The organism is Novosphingobium sp. (assembly GCF_037133355.1).
GTDB lineage: Bacteria > Pseudomonadota > Alphaproteobacteria > Sphingomonadales > Sphingomonadaceae > Novosphingobium.
The window spans coordinates 96148-113684 of the sequence record NZ_JBAXOI010000003.1; the positions used below are offsets into that span (position 1 = coordinate 96148).

Here is a 17537-nt window from a genome sequence, read left to right on the forward strand (position 1 = left end):
AAACCCCTTCCCGTCCCCCTTAACCCCAAACCAACCTTCCCGCTTTATCTGCCGCCGCATTGTGATATGAGCGCGCGGGGATCAGGCGGTGCGCACCGCTCGCACCCCGTTTGATATCAACCATCAGGAGCAAGCACTATAGCCCCCCCACCCCGGCGCATGATGGCGCCCCCAGTAAAGACCGGCCCCCGCTACAACCAGCTCATCCAGTCACCCAAGGTGCGCGTGATCGATGAGAACGGCGAGAACTTGGGCGTCATGTACACCCGCGAAGCGATCGATCAGGCAGCCGAAGTCGGGCTCGATCTGGTCGAGGTTTCGCCCAACGCCGATCCGCCGGTGTGCAAGTTCCTCGATGTCGGCAAGTTCCGCTACGAAGCGCAGAAAAAGGCCAACCTCGCCCGCAAGAGCCAGAAGACGCAGGAGATCAAGGAGATCAAGATGCGTCCTAACATCGATGACCACGATTACGACACCAAGATGCGTAACGTCACCCGGTTCATCGAAGAAGGCGACAAGGTCAAGATCACCCTCCGCTTCCGTGGCCGCGAACTCTCGCACCAGCAGCTCGGCATGAACCTCCTGCGCAAGGTGCAGGACGATGTCGCCGAAATCGCCAAGGTCGAAGCCTTCCCCCGCATGGAAGGCCGCCAGATGCTGATGGTGCTGGCGCCAAAGTAGGCCAGAGCCGACTTGACCAAAAAGGCCTTCGCATCTCTCGTATTCAGACTTAAAAGGATCGCAGAGTTGCGGAGGCTTTTACCATGCCTATCGTCGTTCAAGTTGGTTCGATGCCAGGTGAGCCCTTTTGGGACAAAATTGCCGTTGCCGCAGTAGGTCCGGCCATCAGTGTCTTTGTAGGATCACTCATGATCGCGATACTGGTCAATAAAATCAGCGATCGCAAGCGAGAGCGAGATCTTGATCGGGATGTCCGTACTGAGCTTGTAATGGCGATGTCGCGTATTAGTTCAACATTTTACTTTAGTCTTCATCAATATCGTAGATATAGTGGACAGAATTCTTCAGATTCGAAAAATGACATTATCAAACAATGCTTATTTCAAAATTTAATATCTACCCCGATTAATGCCACCAATACACTTAATAATAAATTTGAAATCGGCCAATCATACCGAACATTTAGAGCTGAAGCCGACACACTCGAAACTCGCATAGACGTATACTTCCTAAACGATGGCCCTCGCGAAAAATGGCATGCAGTTTCAGATCTTTTGACCGTTAGATACTATCAAACAATTGGTGAAATTAACGAATATATTATTAAAAATAATGCAAAAAGTACGGAGAAATTCCACAGCGGGCTTGACGAAACCGAACTATGCGATGAGACGTTAGTGACGAAATCATATAAATTTCAGTTAAAGGAAGCCATCCGCGCGGTGATGACCAGCGAACGATTTGATTTCGGCAGCAGCCTAAAAACAAAGACCTTCGCCGGTCCGCGATCCGATACCTAGCCGGGTCCGCGCCGTCAGCGAAAGATTCTGCGGCATTACGTTTGATAAACTTGTCTCTTCTTCCAGACCCGAATCCAGTCTGCTAAGCTGAGTTCTGGCCACGATGGAAGTGAGACCGCATGAACGCCCGCACCATCGCCCTCCTCACCGGCCCACTCGGCCTTCTCGCCACGCTGCTCCTCGCCGCGCCTGCGGGTATGCCGCCCACCGCATGGCACACTGCCGGGCTCGTCTGGTGGATGGCGGTGTGGTGGATGACAGAGGCGATGCCGCTTTCGGCCACCGCGCTGCTGCCCTTCATCGTCTTGCCGCTCACCGGCGTCAGCGATGCCAACAAGACCGCGGCTGCCTATTACTCGCCGATCATGTTCCTTTTCGTCGGCGGCGCGTTTCTTGCGCTTGCCATCGAGCGCACCGGCCTCCACCGCCGTCTCGCGCTCACCATGCTGGCCCATGCCGGGGCGAGTCCGGTTCGCCTTCTGCTTGCGGTCATGGCCGCCACCGCCTCGATCTCGATGTTCATCTCGAACACTTCGACCGCGCTGATCATGATGCCGATGGCGCTCGCCATTCTCTCTTCCGGCGGGGTGAAACCGGGCGAGACCGACGGCATGGCCGGCGCGCTGCCCATGGGCGTCGCCTTTGCCGCGACCCTTGGCGGCTACGGCACCATCGTCGGCACCCCCACCAATGCCATCGCTGCGGGCCTGCTCGACCGCACGCTGGGCGTGAAGATCACCTTCATCGAATGGTCCGCCTTCGGTCTCCCCATCGTACTCATCGGCGTACCGCTCGCCGCCTTCATCATCGCCCGCGTCCACCGCATCGGCCCCGGCAGTTTCGACCCCGCCGCCGCGCGCAATGCGATCGAGCATTCGGTGCAGTGGACCGTGCCCGAACGCCGCCTGGTGCCGCTGTTCCTCCTCACCGTGCTCGCCTGGGTCACCCTCCCCCTCACCGAAGGCCTGTTCCCCAAGGGCGGACTGACCGACGGCACCATCGCCGCGATTGCCGGCCTCATCCTGTTCGTCCTGCCCGACGGCACGGGCCGCGCCATGCTGACGTGGAAGGAAGCCAACCGCATGCCCTGGGACGTGATCCTGATGTTCGGCGGCGGCCTCAGCCTCGCCATGGGCATGGACGCCTCGGGGCTCAGCGACTGGCTCGGCACCGCGATGCTCCCGCTGCGCCACGTGCCGCTGCCGATTGTCGCGCTTGTCCTTGTCGGTTTCGTCGTCATCGTCACCGAATTTGCCAGCAACATCGCCGCCGCCAGCGGGATCATGCCCGTCGTCGCCGCACTGTGCGGCGCGCTGGGTGCCGATCCCATCCTCCTCGCCCTCCCCGCCGCGCTTGCAGCCAGCTGGGGCTTCATGCTGCCTGCCGGCACCGGGCCCAACGCGCTTGCCTGGAGCACCGGCCATATCGCCATGCCCCGCGTGCTGCGCGCCGGGCTCATGCTCGATCTGGCGGGTGTCCTCCTCATCGTCGGCACGGTCTGGGGCGTGGCCGCGCTCATGCGCCTCGGCGGCGCGGGCTAGGCCCGGGTGGAGCAGCCCTCCGCCTTCAGCCAGGGCGCGGGCCGCGTGCTCGGCTCGCCGCTGCGGCTGCTGTCGGGCACGCTGCTCTACGTCGCGGTGGTCTTCGCGGTCTCGACGCTCGGCTATATCGCGAGCGGCTGGCCGGTCGGGGACGCGGCCTACATGGTGCTCCTCACCATCTTCTCGGTCGGCTACGGCGAAGTCCGCCCGATCGACACCGCATTCCTGCGGCTGTGGACCACGGCCACGATCGTCCTCGGCTGCACCGGCATGATCGTGCTCACCTCCGCGCTCGTGCAGGTGTTCACCCTGTTCCAGTTCCGCCAGCTCCTGGGGGTAGGCAAGATGCAGAGCGATATCGACAAGCTCAAGGACCACGCGATCATCTGCGGCATGGGCCGCATCGGCCTGCAGCTGGCAAAAGCGCTGACCGAGGCGCGCCACCCTTTCATCATCATCGAGCGCAGCCCCGAAAAGGCCGAGGAAGCCCGCACCGCCGGCTGGCTCGTCATGGTGGGCGAAGCGACGCACGAGGACACCTTGCGCAGCGCCGGCATCGCCAGCGCGCGCGTGCTCGCCTCGGTACTGCCCGATGATGCCGCCAACGTCTTCATCACGCTCTCGGCACGCAGCCTCAACCCCGATGTCCAGATCATCGCCCGCGGCGAGGCGCCCAGCACCGAGCGCAAGCTGTTCCACGCAGGCGCCGACAAGGTCGTGCTCCCCACTCACATCGGCGCCGAGCGGATCACCGAACTGATCCTCTATCCCGCGACGGACACCCGCATCCAGGACGCCGAGCACATGGCGGACGCGCGCCGCTTCCTCCACGATCTCGGCCTCGACGTCGAAGTCGTCACCGCCGTCCCCAAGGGCGCGCTGACCGGCGCCACCGTGGGCGAGGCCGAGCGCCGCGGCGCCGGCGCCTTCTTCATTGTCCAGATCGACCGCGTGGGCGGCCAGTCGATCCAGCACCCCGGCGAGGATGTGAACATCGAGGCGGGCGACACACTGGTGCTGGTGGTGCGCGGCACAAGGCTGTCGGCAGGCGCGATCTTCGGGATGCCGGCCAAGCCGGTGAAGCAGGGGCGGACGTATGTGGGGTGAGGCCAGCTGCCGCGCGACTGCGCCCTGGCAAGTTTTCACCAAATCGGTTCCGTCCGGCACGCGCGAGCAATAAGCATCAAAGAGCTCAGCCCTGACTTCGAGTTGCCTTGAACCATTCTGGCACTCGATCCAAACTGCCGCCAATATGGAATAGTCCCCGGATTGACCTTCATCATGACAGGCGTATGCCCTCCATGAGAAAATCTTCAATCCGAAATACTCGCAGGCCGATTACTAAGGCCCTTCGGGATCGTGGGACAATAAAAAATGGCAGTTCGTTACGCAACTTCCGGCTCCGGCCGGGATGGCTTTCAGTATGATCTTGGCCTGAGCGATTCGCTTGTCGTACCGGAAGGCGTAAGAATTTATTATGATGGCGGCGGTAACTTCACCGCGGTGGTTGGCGTGGGCGCCAATCACCGCGTGACAGTGTCGGGCACGATCGGACTTGCAGACAACGCGTATCGGGCGATCAAATTTGAGTCCGAGGATGGCTCAAGCTCGTGGACACCGACAAAAAATACCATCATCGTAAAATCAACTGGGCTTCTGGAAACACGAGGCACCACCATCTACCTGATCGGCGGCAATGATAATATCGTCAACAGGGGCAATATCCATTCAACCGAATTTGAAGCAATCCTCTTTGGCGGCGATCGCAATGTAGGTTTTGTCAACAATTCGGGCGAAATTATCGCTGATACTGGCCACGCAATTCTTTCAAGACAGGCTGTACATGTTGTAAATTCCGGAATAATATCAGGGAGCGGCGTCGCGATTTCAGCCGCCAATAATTATAGCGATCTGAATTTGTTGCGGAATAACGGGACTATAATTGGTGATGTTTCATTCAGCGGGATATACGGCAGCCAGATTGTCAATCGTGGGACGATAGAAGGGTCCGTAACAACCGGAACGGGAAATGACGTCGTCGACAACAGTGCCGGCTCGATATCGCTGGCTGCCTTGCTGAGTTATGGCAATGACGTCTTCGCGCCGGGCAAAAGCGTAGACAAGGCCTATGGCCAGGATGGCATCGACACTCTCAGTTTCGAACAGTCATCTGGCCTGCGGTTCGCGCTCGACGGCTCCGTCGCCGCGACGGGAACTGCTGCCGGCGACACCTTGGTCGGCTTCGAAAACCTCTCAGGTTCCAATATCGGCGCCGATACGCTGATCGGCGACCTGAACGACAATGTTCTACGCGGCAACGGCGGCGACGACACGCTGGTCGGCCAGGGCGGCAACGACACACTCTCCGGTGGCAACGGCAACGACGCACTGCGCGGCGAGGCAGGAAACGATGTGCTCGCCGGCGACAAGGGCAATGACCTGCTGAACGGCGGCGATGGCGCGGATAACCTATCGGGCGGTGCTGGCCTCGACACACTGAATGGCGGGAACGGTGAGGACGAGCTGCACGGAAATCTCGGGATTGACGTGCTCGACGGCGGAAACGACGACGACCTCCTCTACGGAGAGGAGGGCAACGACACCCTGATCGGAAACGCCGGCAACGATGCGCTTCGCGGCGGCGACGGCAAGGACATCATAATTGGGGGCGCAGGACAGGACTACATGTTCGGCGGCGCGGGAGCCGACCGATTCATCTACACCGCAGCCGATCTTGCCGGTTCCTCGCGCGATGCTGGCATCTACGATCTTATCGCCGATTTCAGCCGGGCCGAGAAGGACCGCATCGACCTTTCCGCGCTTGACGCGAACTCCAAGGTTGATGGCAACCAAAGCTTCAAGTTCGTAGCTGGCGGCGTCTTCCATAACGTCGCGGGCGAACTGATCGCCGAATACATTTCAGGTGGGCTGCTTGTTCAAGGTGACACCGACGGAGACGGGGTCGGAGACTTCGCCATCCAGCTTCGCATGACCGTGGATTTGATCGCTGCCGATTTTGTGCTTTGAGGAAGCCGGCAGCGCAGAGGGTCGATGGCAGGTCACGGGCGCACAAGCCAGTCATGGGCTTGGAAGAATTCGAGGGGCCAGCAAGTACGATGGCTGTGCACTCATCTTTGGGAATTCGAGCGCTGCAATAACCAACTCGCGCTCATCTCCCCTCACCCATGCGCCCCAAAGTGGTTCGCAATCGCCGCTGATATCCTGAGGTTCAGCGCATTCGCCCGCTCGATGGGATCGATAAACCGCGTGCGGATCGCGCCGTAGCCTTCGCCTCGGTTGTCCGGGTAGTCGGTCGGCTCGTTCACCGGGAAATCCTCGATTTCGGGCTCGACCACCGGATAGGCGCGCCGAAGCTGCGTCAGCGCTTCGTCCACCCGCAGTGAGAGGACCATCTCCAGCACGTCCTCGCGGCTCACGTCGTTGGAGCGCGAGAACGGCGGGACCTGCACCGCGCGCAGGAACATGTGCATCAGCAGCGCCAAGCGCAGCGCCTGCAGCAGCGCGATGGTGCGGCGCTGCTCATCCTGCGCCAGGTTGCGCCCACCGCTCTCGCCCGCGCTTTCGCTCGATGGCTCCTTGGCGATCATGCCCAGCAGCCGGTGGAGCTTCATCCAGTCCACGCGCAGCCGTGAGGCGAGCCGGCGAAACACCCCCGCGCGGTCGTCCTTGGTGAGGTATTCCGCCATCGCGAGGCAGGCATCTTCGAGCGCGGTCTCGGTGCCGCGATAAGGTCGGCTCGCCCAGTAGGCCGAATTGAACAGCTCACCAAAGCACGCCACCGTCTTGATCGAGGCAAGGCCATTGGCCGCGCGCAGCAGGCGCACCAGCTGGCGCCCCCGGCCCGAGCGGCCCAGCAGTTCCGCAACCGCCTCGGCCTCCTCCCCTGCCGCGATCCCCGCGCCCGCGATCACGTTCACCGGATAGCCGATCTGCTGCAGGATCGCATTGTGCGGGATCGCACGGATCTGCCTGAGGCTCATCGTGCGGTCGCTGGCGATATCGGATTGCCGGCGCGAGACCCGGCTGCCCGTCACATTGAGCATACCGAGCCCGAAGGCGGTGACGGCGCGCGCATACGTCACGCTTTCCAGCTGCTCGCGCTGCACCCGGCGGATCGCGCGGTAGAAATCGAGGCTGAGGTCGGTGCGGTCGTAGAACGGATCGGGCTCGCCCTCTCCCCGCAGCGCTTCCTCCGCTTCGATGATCCGCGTCAGCGTCGCGAGCGCGAGTTCGTCGCTGCGGAAAAACAAGTAGCCGTCGCCGCCCTGGAAGCTCGCTTCGGCCTCCAGCGCGATCTCCGCCTTGGCAAAGCGCCCCCGCGCCCAGCGGCTGAGCGGCCAGGTCAGCCGGTCGGCAAAGCCCGAAGGATGCGCGCCGCGGCCCATGCTTTCGCCGTGGGTGTTGAACACCAGCGCCGCCACATCGGTCAGCCCCGCCGCCTTCATCGCCGCCGCAAGCCGCCCCTGCAGGCGCTCGATGGCCAGCGCGGCGGGGATCTGCCCCATGAAGCGCCCGGCATCCGAAAAGCCGGTCTGCACCGCCACCCGCCCGCGCCGGCGGGCGTAGACGCGGTAGGCGTCCTCGGCGAGCAGCGCCTCGAGGAAGCGCCCGCCATGCTCGAGCGCGGCCTCGGTCTCGAACAGCGGCGAGACATCGACCTTGTCGGCAATGCCGAGCAGTTCGGCAAAATAGAGCGCAGCGAGCACGGTCTGCGGCTGCTCGCATTCGGCGATCAGCATGCGGATCGGCGCGTCGGCATCGATGTGGTGCAGGATCTGCGCCATCACGAGGAACTGGCGCATCGCGGTCGAGGTCTCGATGGCGAGCGCGGCAAAGTTGGCGCGCAGCGGCTTCACCTCGGCAAGCAGCTCGCGCAGCTTCGAAAGCGCGCTCTTGCTGGCAAGATCGAGCGTGCCTTCTGGATCGATCCGCCGCCTGAGCGCATTGAGCAACTGCGACGAGTTCACGCGGAAGTGGATCCAGCCCATGCCGAGCCCGTCCGCCCGCATTGCTCCCGCAAGCACGGCAAGCGCAATCGCGGCATCGCCCTCGGCGGCTTTGGCCTCGGCTTCCAGCGCTGCAATCACCGGCGCGAGCGAGAGCAGCTTGTCCGCATGCTCCGCCGTCAGCGCATTGGCCGCTGCCGCCAGCGCCTCTGGCTCCGCGCCGAGCCCGGTGAACCGCGCCGCCATGTCCGCCGCGTGGGCCGAAGCGCCGCGCAAGGTGGCGACCAGTGCGTGATCCGGCGCGACCGCTTCCAGCTGTGCGGCATAGCTTTCGAGGCGCCGGGCCTTTTCCGACAAGCGAAAGGCAATCGAGGTGGACCACGAGATGTCGGTCCGCCCGTCCATGTCATAGCCGACCCAGCTCGCGAAGCGGAACGGCAGCGGCTTGAAATCGAGCCAGCGGCCCGGCCAACGCGCCCGTGCGTGCGAGAGGAGCGCGGCGTTGATCCGATCGCGCGCGGCCCCCGCCCGTTCGATCGCGGCAAGCGCTTCGGCGTGTTCGTAGTCGAGCGTAACCTTGGGCCCCGCCCCCGGCACCTGACACACCGTCGCCGCCATCGGATCCTCGGCGAGCGCGGCCTCGGCCACAGCGTCGGCCTCGGCGGGGCTTAGCAGGAACGTCGGATGCGCGGTGAACACGGCGTGGAGCAGCGGCCGTTCCCAACGGCGGCGGAATTCGGCAAAGCCGTCTTCCTCGTTGAGCAGCGCTGCCACGCGCGCGAGGTTCTCCTGGCGGTCGGTCGGCGCGATCAGATGGCGCAGCCGCGAGGCGCGGGCCTGCAGCCCCTCGCATTCGAGCGCCGCGACCAGGCTTTCCATCGCGGCGAGATCCATCGCCCCGCTCTCAAGCTGGCGCGACAGGTCGTGGCTCAGCTGGAAGACCGGATTGAACAGCGGGGTTTCAGCCGTGCGGGCATGCAGTTGCTGCAGCCGGTCTCGCAATCCATCGACCGTATTCATGGGCCTGGTCTTCCCCGTCCTGCGCTTCACCCGCCGCCAAGCGCCGCTGCCGCGCGCGCTGCCGCCTCGATTGCCGCGCTATCTGGAGCGCCCTTGCCCACCACCCAGGAGCCGCCGACACAGAGTACCGGCCCGAAACCGAGCCAGTCCGGCGCGCTTTGCAGTGTGATCCCTCCCGTCGGGCAAAACTGGCACTGATGGAACGGCGCTGCAAGCGCCTTGAGCGCCGGCAGCCCCCCCGAGGTTTCGGCGGGGAAGAACTTGAAATGATTGAGCCCCAGATCGAGCCCGCGCATGATGTCGCCCGCATTGGCAATGCCCGGCAGATAGGGAATGCCCGCCGAGACCGCCGCCTCGCCCAGCCGTTCGGTAAGGCCCGGCGAGACGATGAATTCCGCGCCCGCGTCGATCGAGGCCTTGAGCGTCATCGGATCGGTCACGGTGCCCGCCCCCACGATCGCGCCCTCGACGCCGCGCATGGCGCGGATCACATCGAGCGCCACAGGGGTGCGCAGCGTAACCTCGAGCACCCGCAATCCGCCCGCGACCAGCGCGCGCGCCACCGGCACGGCGTGGGCCACGTCCTCTATCACCAGCACCGGAATGACCGGGGCCGTGCGCATGATGGTTTCGATCGGCTTCATGGGAACTCGCATAATCATTGAAAGTCCCGAAGACCTAGCGCGCGGGCCGCCGCCATGCAGCCGCCAATGCTCGGGGCGCATAGCTATTCTTCTGCTCGAGGGCGCCGTCAGGCAAAGTCGTCTCCCCCACCCGTCACCATTCAACATACTCAGGGTGAGCGGTGGGGGTCAGCCCTCAGATCGCCGAGCTGAAGCTGCGCTCCTCGCTGCGATAGGCATCGAACACCGAGGCTATCGCCCGCGCATAAGGCGCCGCGCCCGCTTCCAGCCGCAGCCAGCCCCTCTCGCAGGACACGAGGCCGGCGGCGGCAAACGGCTCCAGCCGCTCGCGCGCAGCATTCAGCAGATCGGAATCGATCTTCGCCGCGCCCTTGCACAGCAACGCCTCGATTATCGCGGCGCGCCGCGCATCCTCCGCGCCGGTTTCCAGGCCCCTTCGGCCCGCAAGGCAGTCCGCACCGATCAGCATGCGGTAGCGCCCGGGATTCTTCTCGTTCTGCACCATCAGCCCGGGCAGCTCGCTGATTGCCGATGCGCCGAAGCCCAGCAGAACCGAGGAGGGATCGTCGGTGAAGCCCTGAAAATTGCGCCGCAGCGTGCCCGAAAGCGCCGCGCGCGCAAGGCTGTCGCCCGGCAGCGCGAAATGATCGAAGCCCACTGCCTGATAGCCCGCATCGATCAGCTGGCGCGCGCCCATCGCCGCCATGCGGAAGCGCCCGCGCTGGTCGGGCAGGTCCGATCCGTCGATCCGGCGCTGGCGCGGGATCATGTGCGGGACGTGGGCATAGCCGAACAGCGCGATGCGATTGGGGCCCATGGCGACGCTCCGCGCCAGCGTCTCGGCCAGTACCGCGTCGTCCTGATGCGGCAGCCCGTACATCAGGTCGAAGTTGATCGAACCGACGCCGGCGCCCCGCAGGCCTTCCACCGCGCGCTCGATCATCTCGACCGGCTGCACCCGCCCGATCGCGGTCTGCACCGCCGGGTTCAGCGATTGCACGCCAAGGCTCGCGCGCGTGACGCCGATGCCGCGGATCGCCATGAGCCAGTCGCGCGTCAGGGTGCGCGGATCGAGCTCGATCGACAGCGCCGGGCGCACGAAACGGAAGGCGAGGACCAGCGCATCGATCAGTCGAACGAACTCGGTCGGCGCGATGGCGTTGGGGCTGCCCCCGCCGAAGGCGATGTGCTCGATGCGCACCGAGGGATCGAGCAGATCGGCCACCAGCGCGATCTCGCGGTGAAGCGCGGCCATGTAGGAGGTGAGGCGCACGCGCTTGTTGGCGGCGCCCGTGTTGCAGCCGCAATACCAGCAGATCTCCTCGCAATAGGGGATGTGCAGATAGATCGAGACCGATCCCGTCAGCCGTTCCAGCGCCGCGCGCTGGCGCGCCTCGAAGCTTTCCTCGACGAATTCCGCCGCGGTGGGATAGCTGGTGTAGCGCGGTACAGGCCGCGCGAGCAGCTCGGGGTAATAGGTCCAGTCGGCAAATTGCTCAGCTGTGTTTGGCCCAGTCATCACCCGGACTCCTCTTCCTCGTCGTTCTCTCCGCAGCAATTGCCACCGGCAAAACGCTTGCGCATTGCGCTATGGCAAATCTTGCAGCACGGATCGCTGCCGCCGCGATTTTTCATCGGCAGCGGTATCGGCGCCCCGCCCCCGCAGACAGCCACCATGACCGGGTGCGCAGCCTGCGCCGGAATGGCCAGTTGCATGGCGGCCAGCGCCGCAAGCGGGGCGAAGGCGCGCCTCACAGCGGCTCGTCCTCGTCGATCAGGATCCGCGCCGCCGCCCCGTCGAGATCGCTGAACTGCCCGCCGCGCAGCGCCCAGAAGAACGCGGCGAGGCCAAGGAGACCCATGCCCAGCGCGATCGGAATGAGGATGAGGATCGAGGTCATTTTGCAGCCCGCGCCAGCCGCAGCGAATTGCCCACCACGATCAGCGAGGAAGTCGCCATGGCAATCGCGGCCACCAGCGGCGTGACCATGCCCGCCATCGCCAGCGGCACCGCAGCCATGTTGTATAGGATCGCGGCGGCAAAGTTCTCGCGCACAACGCGCATCGTCCGCCGCGCGCCGCGAACCGCGCGCGGCAGGGCGAGGAGCGACTCGCCGGTGAACACAAGGTCCGCCGCCTGCCGTCCCACATCGCTCGCGCTGCCCGGCGCGATCGAGGCATCGGCAGCGGCGAGCGCCGGGCCATCGTTGATCCCGTCACCCACCATCAGCACCCGCCGCCCTGCGCCTTGCAGCCGCCGGATCGCATCGAGCTTGTCTCCCGGCAGCGCCGCCGCCTGGCCGGTAAGCCCCGTCTCGCGCGCGGTGACCGCAACCGCAGCTGCGGCATCGCCCGAAAGGATCGAGGCCTCGATGCCAAGCGCGGCAAGCTCGGCCAGCGCATCACGCGCATCGGGCCGCAGCCGGTCGGCAAAACCGATCAGCCGCACCGGCCCCGCGCCGATGGCGAGCGCCGCTGCCGTGCCGCCCGATTGCGAGGGCCGCCCCAGCGAAACCGCAAGGCCGCGCCAGATTGCAGTCACGCCCCGCCCCGCCGTCTCGCGCACATCGCCGATGGTCGCCCCGCGAACGCCGCGCGCTGCCAGCGCGAGCGCCAGCGCTTGCGAAAGCGGATGCCGGCTGTGGCTGGCGAGCGCCAGCGCAACCGAGGCCTCTTCGTCCGAAAGCGCATCAAGCACCGCGCTATCCGGGACCGGCCGCCCGAGCGTGAGCGTGCCCGTCTTGTCGAGCAGCACGCGGTCCACCCGCGCCAGCCGCTCGATCGCGCTGCCGTCCTTGACCATGATTCCCTGCCGCAGCAGCGCCCCCGCCGCAACGACTTGCGCCACCGGCACAGCAAGGCCCAGCGCGCAAGGGCAGGTGATGATCAGCACCGCGATCCCCACCACCAGCGCTTGATGGAACGAGGCACCAGCGATCAGCCAACCGGCAAAGCTCAGCGCCGCCAGCGTGTGCACGGCGGGCGCGTAGAGCCGCGCCGCCCGGTCGGCCATGCGCACATAGGCGCTGCGGCCTTGCCCCGCCGCTTCCATCGCCTGCGCGATCTCGGCCAGCGCGGTGCCCGCCCCTGCCGCGGTCACCACCACGTCGACCGGCGTATCGAGATTGAGCATGCCTGCGAGCACCGGCTGCCCCGGCCCCGCCGGCACCGGCGCGGTCTCGCCGGTCAGCAGCGACTGGTCGAAGCGGCTCGCGCCCCCGGCAATCGCGCCGTCTGCAGCCAGCCGCTCGCCCGCCGCCACGCGCATCATCATGCCGGGCTCAAGCACCGTCGCCGCCGTCCAGCACAGGCCGCCATCAGCGCCCACTACCATTGCCCCGCTCGCCGCCTGGCGCAGCAGGGCCGCAACCCCTGCCCGCGCCCGGTCGCGCATCATCGCATCGAGCGCGCGTCCGGCGAGCAGGAACAGCAGCAGCATCAGCGTCCCGTCGAACCAGGCATCGTGCCCGCCGGTCAGCGTTTCATAGCAGGAGAGGCCGGTTGCCAGCGTTACGCCGATGGAGATCGGCACGTCCATGTTGGTGCGCCCGCGCCGCAGCACGCCCAGCGCCGAGCGGAAGAACGGTTGCCCGGCATAGAGGATAGCCGGAACGCCGATCAGCGCGGAAAGCCAATGAAACAGCTCGCGCGTGCTGCCATCCGCGCCCGACCAGACGCTGACCGAGAGCAGCATCACGTTCATGCAGGCAAAAGCCGCAACGGCGAGCGGCGCCAGCAGCTCGCGCACCGCCGATGGGGCCTCGGCCGCATCCTCGCGCGGCTGTGCGTCGAGTCCCGTCGCCGCGAGCGCGGCAATCATCGCCGGGATATCGGCAACGGGCCCGTGGACCACCGTGACCGTCCGGGCGGTAAGGTTGGCACGCGCCGATTTGACACCCGGCACTGAGGCCAGCGCGCGTTCGGCTTTGCCCATGCAGCCCGCGCAATGCATTCCGGGCACTGCCAGCACGCTGCGGCCGGTCTCGGCCTCGCTCCGGGGCACCCCGGTCCGCGCAGCGACGCTCACAGCGCGTCATCCTCGGCGTGCCACACATGGCCCTGCGCTCGCACTTCGACCGCGACATGCCAGCGCCCTGCCGGCAGCGCGGCCTCATAGACTCCCGGCGCCACCTCGCGCGGGGTCATCACGACCGGTGCCTTGGCGCCCAAGGGATGGTCCGCCCGCGCGCTCACCGCCGCGCCGCGCAAGGGGCGCCCGCTCGCATCGCCCAGCGTGAAGCGCACTGCGCCGCTTGCCGCGCGCGCGATGCCCAGCTGCCAACCCAGCATCCGCTCGGCCCGCGCCGTGCGCAGCAGGCCGTTGAAGCCCTGGCTCGCGACGTAGGAATTCTCCACCACCGTCCCGCTGAAGGTAGAAACGGCAAGGTTGGCGAGCAGCACGTTGACCGCGATCACCACCCCGAAAAAGCCGGTCATGACGAGGGCCATGTGCCGCCCGGTGAAGGGGCGCACCGGATGGGGCGCAAGAGCCTGAGGCTGGGTCATCACTCGTTCTCCTCCTCGTGTTCGTGGTCACCATGCCGCTCGGGCGCCATGAAGTGCGTCTCGCGCCGCACGGGGCGGCCTCCGTGGTCGAGCGGGCTGGCGATGATGGCAAATTCCTGCGGCCGGGCAGCCGCTGCCGGCACCACGGCATAAAGCCGCACCCGCGCGGTGCTGTCGGCCGGCACGATCACATCGATGCTGCCGCGCGCGGCATGCGCATCCATGTCATCGGTATAGATCGCGGCCTGCGGCAAGTGCTCGGCCGCCAGGCGCAATGTGCGCGGGCGGTCTTCCATGTTGCGCAGCGCCAGCGTGAAGGCGTTGCGCACCGCACCGCCCGAAAGCTGCACGAATTCGGGGTTGCGCTCGTGCGCCACAGACAGTGTCAGCCGCTCGCGCGCGCCGAGCATGAACAGCAGCACAAGGCCGATCCCGCCCCAGACCGCGAAGTAGGCGATGAGGCGCGGCCGCAGCAGCACCCGCATCACCGACCGCGCCGGCGTGCCTTTGATCTCGCGCTCGGCATCGACCAGAGTGCAATAATCGATCAGCCCGCGTGGCCGCCCGACCGAGGCCATGGCCCGGTCGCAGGCATCGACGCACAGCGCGCAGGTTATGCAGCCGATCTGCGGCCCCTCGCGAATATCGATCCCCGTGGGGCACACCGCCATGCATTGCTTGCAGTCGATGCAATCGCCAAGCGGCGTTTCCGCGCCCTTGGCCTCCTTGAGCGACCCGCGCGGCTCGCCGCGCCAGTGCTTGTAGGTGACGATCAGCGAATTCTCGTCGAGCATCGCCGTCTGGATGCGCGGCCAGGGGCACATGTAGATGCACACCTGCTCGCGCATGAACCCGCCGAGCCAGAACGTGGTGAAAGTAAGGATGCCGGTCGCGGCATAGGCCACGGGCGCAGCCGTCCCGGTCCAGAACGCGCGCTGCAAGGTCGGCGCGTCGGCAAAGTAGAAGATCCAGGCGCCCCCGGTCACGAAGGCGATGCCGAGGTAGACGCTCCACTTGAACGCTCGGCGCACCAGCTTGCCCGCGCCCCATGGCGCCGCATTGAGCCTGAGCTGGGCATTGCGGTCCCCGTCGATCAGGCGGTCGACATGCTGGTACAGATCGGTCCACACCGTCTGCGGGCAGGCATAGCCGCACCATGCGCGCCCTACCGCGCTCGTCACGAGAAACAGGCCGATCCCCGCCATGATGAGGAGGCCCGCCACGAAGTAGAACTCCTGCGGCCAGATCTCGATGGCGAACATGTAGAACCGCCGGTGCGCCAGATCGACCAGCACCGCCTGCCCCGGCGCATGCGGGCCCCGGTCCCAGCGGATCCACGGCGTGCCCCAGTAGACCGCAAGGCACACCGCCATGACCAGCCACTTGAACCGGCGGAACGGCCCGTCGATCTTGCGCGGAAACACAGCGGTGCGCTTGGCATAGAGCGGCGCGGCAACAATGGGGTCCAATGCGTTCATGACCCTACTGCGCCGCCCCCGTCGCAGGAGCAGCAGGAGCCGGAGCAGGCGCCGCCTCGCCGCCGCCCAGCGAGTGGACATAGACCGCCAGCATCTTGATCGTGACCGGATCGAGCCGCCCGCCCCAGGCCGGCATGACCCCGCCGTGGGCATTGGTAACCGTTTCGGTCAGCGATGCCCGGTCCCCGCCATAGAGCCAGATCTTGTCGTTGATCTTGGGCGCGCCCACCGCGCGGTTGCCCTCGCCGATCGCGCCGTGGCAGACGGCGCAGTTGTTGGCGAACAGCTCGGCGCCGCGTGCCGGGGCCGCGCTCGCCGGGTCCTGTTTGCTCAGTACCCGCACGTGGCTCACCACGTCCTGCACCTGGGCCGCAGTCAGGATGCCGTCGCGGCCGAACGAGGGCATCTGGCTCACGCGCGTCGCATCGTTGCCCGGCTGGCGGATACCATTGATCAGCGTCTGCTGGATGGTGTTCAGATCGCCGCCCCACAGCCAGTCGTCATCGTTGAGGTTGGGATAACCCTTGGCTCCCGCCGCACCCGCGCCGTGGCACTGCACGCAGTTCACCTTGAACGCCGCGCGCCCACCCTCGATCGCCGCGCGCTGCAGCGCCGGATTGGCTGCCAGCGCCTCGATCGGCGCCGCCGCGATTGCCGCGCGCACCGCGCGGTGCTCGGCCTGCTCCTGCGTCATCTCCTCGGCGAGCGCGCCCCGGCTGGTCCAGCCCAGGGTTCCGGTGCTCGCCGAATGGAGCATCGGGATCGCCGGATAAAGCACCACATAGACCAGCGCGAACACGATCGTCGCGTAGAAGGTCCAGAGCCACCAACGCGGCAGCGGCGTGTCGAGTTCTTCGATCCCGTCCCATTCATGGCCGACCTTGGCCGTGCCGGTTGCGTGATCGATTACCTTGCCGCCGCCGTGGGGCGCGTCTTTCTCATGCGTCATCGCCGTCATCCTCGAAGATCGAGAGCGCCGCATCGCGGCTCATCGCGCCCGCGCCCGGCCGGAAGGGCCAGAGGCACAGGCCTGCGAACACCAGGGACATGACCAGCAGACCCCAGCTGTCGGCGAGGTGCCGAAGGAGGTCGTAGGTCGAATGCGTGGAAAGCTGGAAGAACGTCAGGATGTTGGTCATCGGCCCTTCTCCTTGGCAAGGTGCTCCTGCGCCGCCGGCGCGTTCACATCGACCATGGTGCCGAGCACCTGAAGGTAGGCGACAAGCGCATCCATCTCGGTCAGGTGCTTGGGATCACCGTCGAAATCGCGCACCGCCGCTTTGGGATAGTGCTTGAGAAACGCGGCATGATCGGCATCGGGATCGGCCTGCGCCTTCAAGTCGTCGTTGGCGGCAGCGATTTCCTCCTTGCTATAGGGCACGCCCACCCGCTCCAGCGTCTGGAGCGCGGCGCGCATATCGCCCTGATCGAGCGGCTGCTGCTTGAGGAAGCCGTATGTCGGCATGATCGACTCCGGCACCACCGAGCGCGGATCGATCAGGTGCTGCACCTGCCATTCATCCGAATACTTGCCGCCCACGCGCGCCAGGTCAGGCCCGGTGCGCTTGGAGCCCCACTGGAACGGATGGTCGTACATCGATTCCGCCGCGAGGCTGTAGTGGCCATAGCGCTCCACTTCGTCGCGGAACGGGCGGATCATCTGGCTGTGGCAGACGTAGCAGCCCTCGCGCACATAGATGTCGCGCCCGGCCTGCTCGAGCGGGGTGTAGGGGCGCATGCCCTCCACTTTCTCGATCGTGTTGTCGATCCAGAACAGCGGCGCGATCTCGACGATCCCGCCCACTGTCACCGCCGCGAAGGCCAGCACCGCCAGCAAGGTGACATTGCGCTCCAGCTTGCGGTGGCGCTCCATGAAAGTTGTTGCCATGTCGGTATCTCC

General features: G+C 65.8%; 16 protein-coding genes. 5 read left to right on the forward strand and 11 right to left on the reverse strand.

The annotated features are described in order from the left end of the window. The first annotated feature begins 159 nt into the window (after positions 1 to 159). The 5 genes from infC to WCL10_RS04655 all read left to right on the forward strand — a co-directional run bounded on the left by infC (position 160) and on the right by WCL10_RS04655 (position 6049). Positions 160 to 681 carry a translation initiation factor IF-3 gene (gene infC, locus WCL10_RS04635; RefSeq protein ID WP_336894457.1) on the forward strand — a complete coding sequence of 174 codons (522 nt, stop codon included), beginning with the start codon at positions 160 to 162 and terminating at the stop codon, positions 679 to 681. 83 nt (positions 682 to 764) lie between these two features. After that, entirely contained in the window at positions 765 to 1481 is a 717-nt protein-coding gene (locus WCL10_RS04640; protein WP_336894458.1) for a hypothetical protein, read from the forward strand. 119 nt (positions 1482 to 1600) lie between these two features. Then, the gene (locus tag WCL10_RS04645; RefSeq protein ID WP_336894459.1) at positions 1601 to 3022 is read left to right on the forward strand and encodes a DASS family sodium-coupled anion symporter; all 1422 of its coding nucleotides are present in this window, start codon (positions 1601 to 1603) and stop codon (positions 3020 to 3022) included. 6 nt (positions 3023 to 3028) lie between these two features. Then, entirely contained in the window at positions 3029 to 4129 is a 1101-nt protein-coding gene (locus tag WCL10_RS04650) for an NAD-binding protein (protein WP_336894460.1), read from the forward strand. A gap of 267 nt (positions 4130 to 4396) precedes the next feature. Next, on the forward strand, positions 4397 to 6049 hold the full coding sequence (locus WCL10_RS04655; protein WP_336894461.1) for a hypothetical protein: 1653 nt from the start codon (positions 4397 to 4399) through the stop codon (positions 6047 to 6049). 152 nt (positions 6050 to 6201) lie between these two features. Here WCL10_RS04655 and WCL10_RS04660 read toward each other — a convergent pair whose 3' ends face one another. From WCL10_RS04660 to ccoO, 11 genes are all read right to left on the reverse strand, one after another. Continuing rightward, complete coding sequence (locus WCL10_RS04660) at positions 6202 to 9009, reverse strand: phosphoenolpyruvate carboxylase (RefSeq protein ID WP_336894462.1); 2808 nt, start codon at positions 9007 to 9009, stop codon at positions 6202 to 6204. 26 nt (positions 9010 to 9035) lie between these two features. After that, a complete protein-coding gene (gene eda / locus WCL10_RS04665) occupies positions 9036 to 9653 on the reverse strand; it encodes a bifunctional 4-hydroxy-2-oxoglutarate aldolase/2-dehydro-3-deoxy-phosphogluconate aldolase (protein WP_336894463.1) in 618 nt (205 codons plus the stop codon). Positions 9654 to 9828: 175 nt separating this feature from the next. Then, positions 9829 to 11172: an oxygen-independent coproporphyrinogen III oxidase gene (hemN, locus tag WCL10_RS04670; RefSeq protein WP_336894464.1), complete on the reverse strand. Its 1344-nt coding sequence runs from the start codon at positions 11170 to 11172 to the stop codon at positions 9829 to 9831. Next, positions 11172 to 11369 (reverse strand): hypothetical protein, encoded by a 198-nt coding sequence (locus tag WCL10_RS04675; RefSeq protein ID WP_336894465.1) that lies wholly within the window; start codon positions 11367 to 11369, stop codon positions 11172 to 11174. The genes hemN and WCL10_RS04675 overlap by 1 nt, the downstream gene beginning before the upstream one ends. A 35-nt stretch (positions 11370 to 11404) precedes the next feature. Further along, positions 11405 to 11554 (reverse strand): cbb3-type cytochrome oxidase assembly protein CcoS, encoded by a 150-nt coding sequence (ccoS, locus tag WCL10_RS04680; protein ID WP_336894466.1) that lies wholly within the window; start codon positions 11552 to 11554, stop codon positions 11405 to 11407. Further along, the gene (locus WCL10_RS04685) at positions 11551 to 13680 is read right to left on the reverse strand and encodes a heavy metal translocating P-type ATPase (RefSeq protein ID WP_336894467.1); all 2130 of its coding nucleotides are present in this window, start codon (positions 13678 to 13680) and stop codon (positions 11551 to 11553) included. The genes ccoS and WCL10_RS04685 overlap by 4 nt, the downstream gene beginning before the upstream one ends. Next, complete coding sequence (locus tag WCL10_RS04690) at positions 13677 to 14159, reverse strand: FixH family protein (protein ID WP_336894468.1); 483 nt, start codon at positions 14157 to 14159, stop codon at positions 13677 to 13679. Before WCL10_RS04690 ends, WCL10_RS04685 begins: the two co-directional genes overlap by 4 nt. Next, positions 14159 to 15637: a cytochrome c oxidase accessory protein CcoG gene (ccoG, locus tag WCL10_RS04695; protein WP_336894469.1), complete on the reverse strand. Its 1479-nt coding sequence runs from the start codon at positions 15635 to 15637 to the stop codon at positions 14159 to 14161. The genes WCL10_RS04690 and ccoG overlap by 1 nt, the downstream gene beginning before the upstream one ends. A 4-nt stretch (positions 15638 to 15641) precedes the next feature. Continuing rightward, complete coding sequence (gene ccoP / locus WCL10_RS04700) at positions 15642 to 16586, reverse strand: cytochrome-c oxidase, cbb3-type subunit III (protein ID WP_336894470.1); 945 nt, start codon at positions 16584 to 16586, stop codon at positions 15642 to 15644. Next, the gene (locus WCL10_RS04705) at positions 16576 to 16776 is read right to left on the reverse strand and encodes a cbb3-type cytochrome c oxidase subunit 3 (protein ID WP_336894471.1); all 201 of its coding nucleotides are present in this window, start codon (positions 16774 to 16776) and stop codon (positions 16576 to 16578) included. Before WCL10_RS04705 ends, ccoP begins: the two co-directional genes overlap by 11 nt. Next, positions 16773 to 17525 carry a cytochrome-c oxidase, cbb3-type subunit II gene (ccoO, locus tag WCL10_RS04710; protein WP_336894472.1) on the reverse strand — a complete coding sequence of 251 codons (753 nt, stop codon included), beginning with the start codon at positions 17523 to 17525 and terminating at the stop codon, positions 16773 to 16775. Before ccoO ends, WCL10_RS04705 begins: the two co-directional genes overlap by 4 nt. Positions 17526 to 17537: the final 12 nt, after the last annotated feature.

Excerpts from the sequence above, each read along its gene's own strand:
- ccoS (WP_336894466.1), bottom strand. The coding sequence starts at position 11,554 with ATGACCTCGATCCTCATCCTCATTCCGATCGCGCTGGGCATGGGTCTC.
- WCL10_RS04655 (WP_336894461.1), top strand. The coding sequence starts at position 4,397 with ATGGCAGTTCGTTACGCAACTTCCGGCTCCGGCCGGGATGGCTTTCAG.
- infC (WP_336894457.1), top strand. The coding sequence starts at position 160 with ATGATGGCGCCCCCAGTAAAGACCGGCCCCCGCTACAACCAGCTCATC.
- WCL10_RS04705 (WP_336894471.1), bottom strand. The coding sequence starts at position 16,776 with ATGACCAACATCCTGACGTTCTTCCAGCTTTCCACGCATTCGACCTAC.
- WCL10_RS04690 (WP_336894468.1), bottom strand. The coding sequence starts at position 14,159 with ATGACCCAGCCTCAGGCTCTTGCGCCCCATCCGGTGCGCCCCTTCACC.
- ccoO (WP_336894472.1), bottom strand. The coding sequence starts at position 17,525 with ATGGCAACAACTTTCATGGAGCGCCACCGCAAGCTGGAGCGCAATGTC.
- eda (WP_336894463.1), bottom strand. The coding sequence starts at position 9,653 with ATGAAGCCGATCGAAACCATCATGCGCACGGCCCCGGTCATTCCGGTG.
- WCL10_RS04645 (WP_336894459.1), top strand. The coding sequence starts at position 1,601 with ATGAACGCCCGCACCATCGCCCTCCTCACCGGCCCACTCGGCCTTCTC.
- WCL10_RS04675 (WP_336894465.1), bottom strand. The coding sequence starts at position 11,369 with ATGCAACTGGCCATTCCGGCGCAGGCTGCGCACCCGGTCATGGTGGCT.
- WCL10_RS04640 (WP_336894458.1), top strand. The coding sequence starts at position 765 with ATGCCTATCGTCGTTCAAGTTGGTTCGATGCCAGGTGAGCCCTTTTGG.
- WCL10_RS04660 (WP_336894462.1), bottom strand. The coding sequence starts at position 9,009 with ATGAATACGGTCGATGGATTGCGAGACCGGCTGCAGCAACTGCATGCC.
- hemN (WP_336894464.1), bottom strand. The coding sequence starts at position 11,172 with ATGACTGGGCCAAACACAGCTGAGCAATTTGCCGACTGGACCTATTAC.
- ccoG (WP_336894469.1), bottom strand. The coding sequence starts at position 15,637 with ATGAACGCATTGGACCCCATTGTTGCCGCGCCGCTCTATGCCAAGCGC.
- ccoP (WP_336894470.1), bottom strand. The coding sequence starts at position 16,586 with ATGACGCATGAGAAAGACGCGCCCCACGGCGGCGGCAAGGTAATCGAT.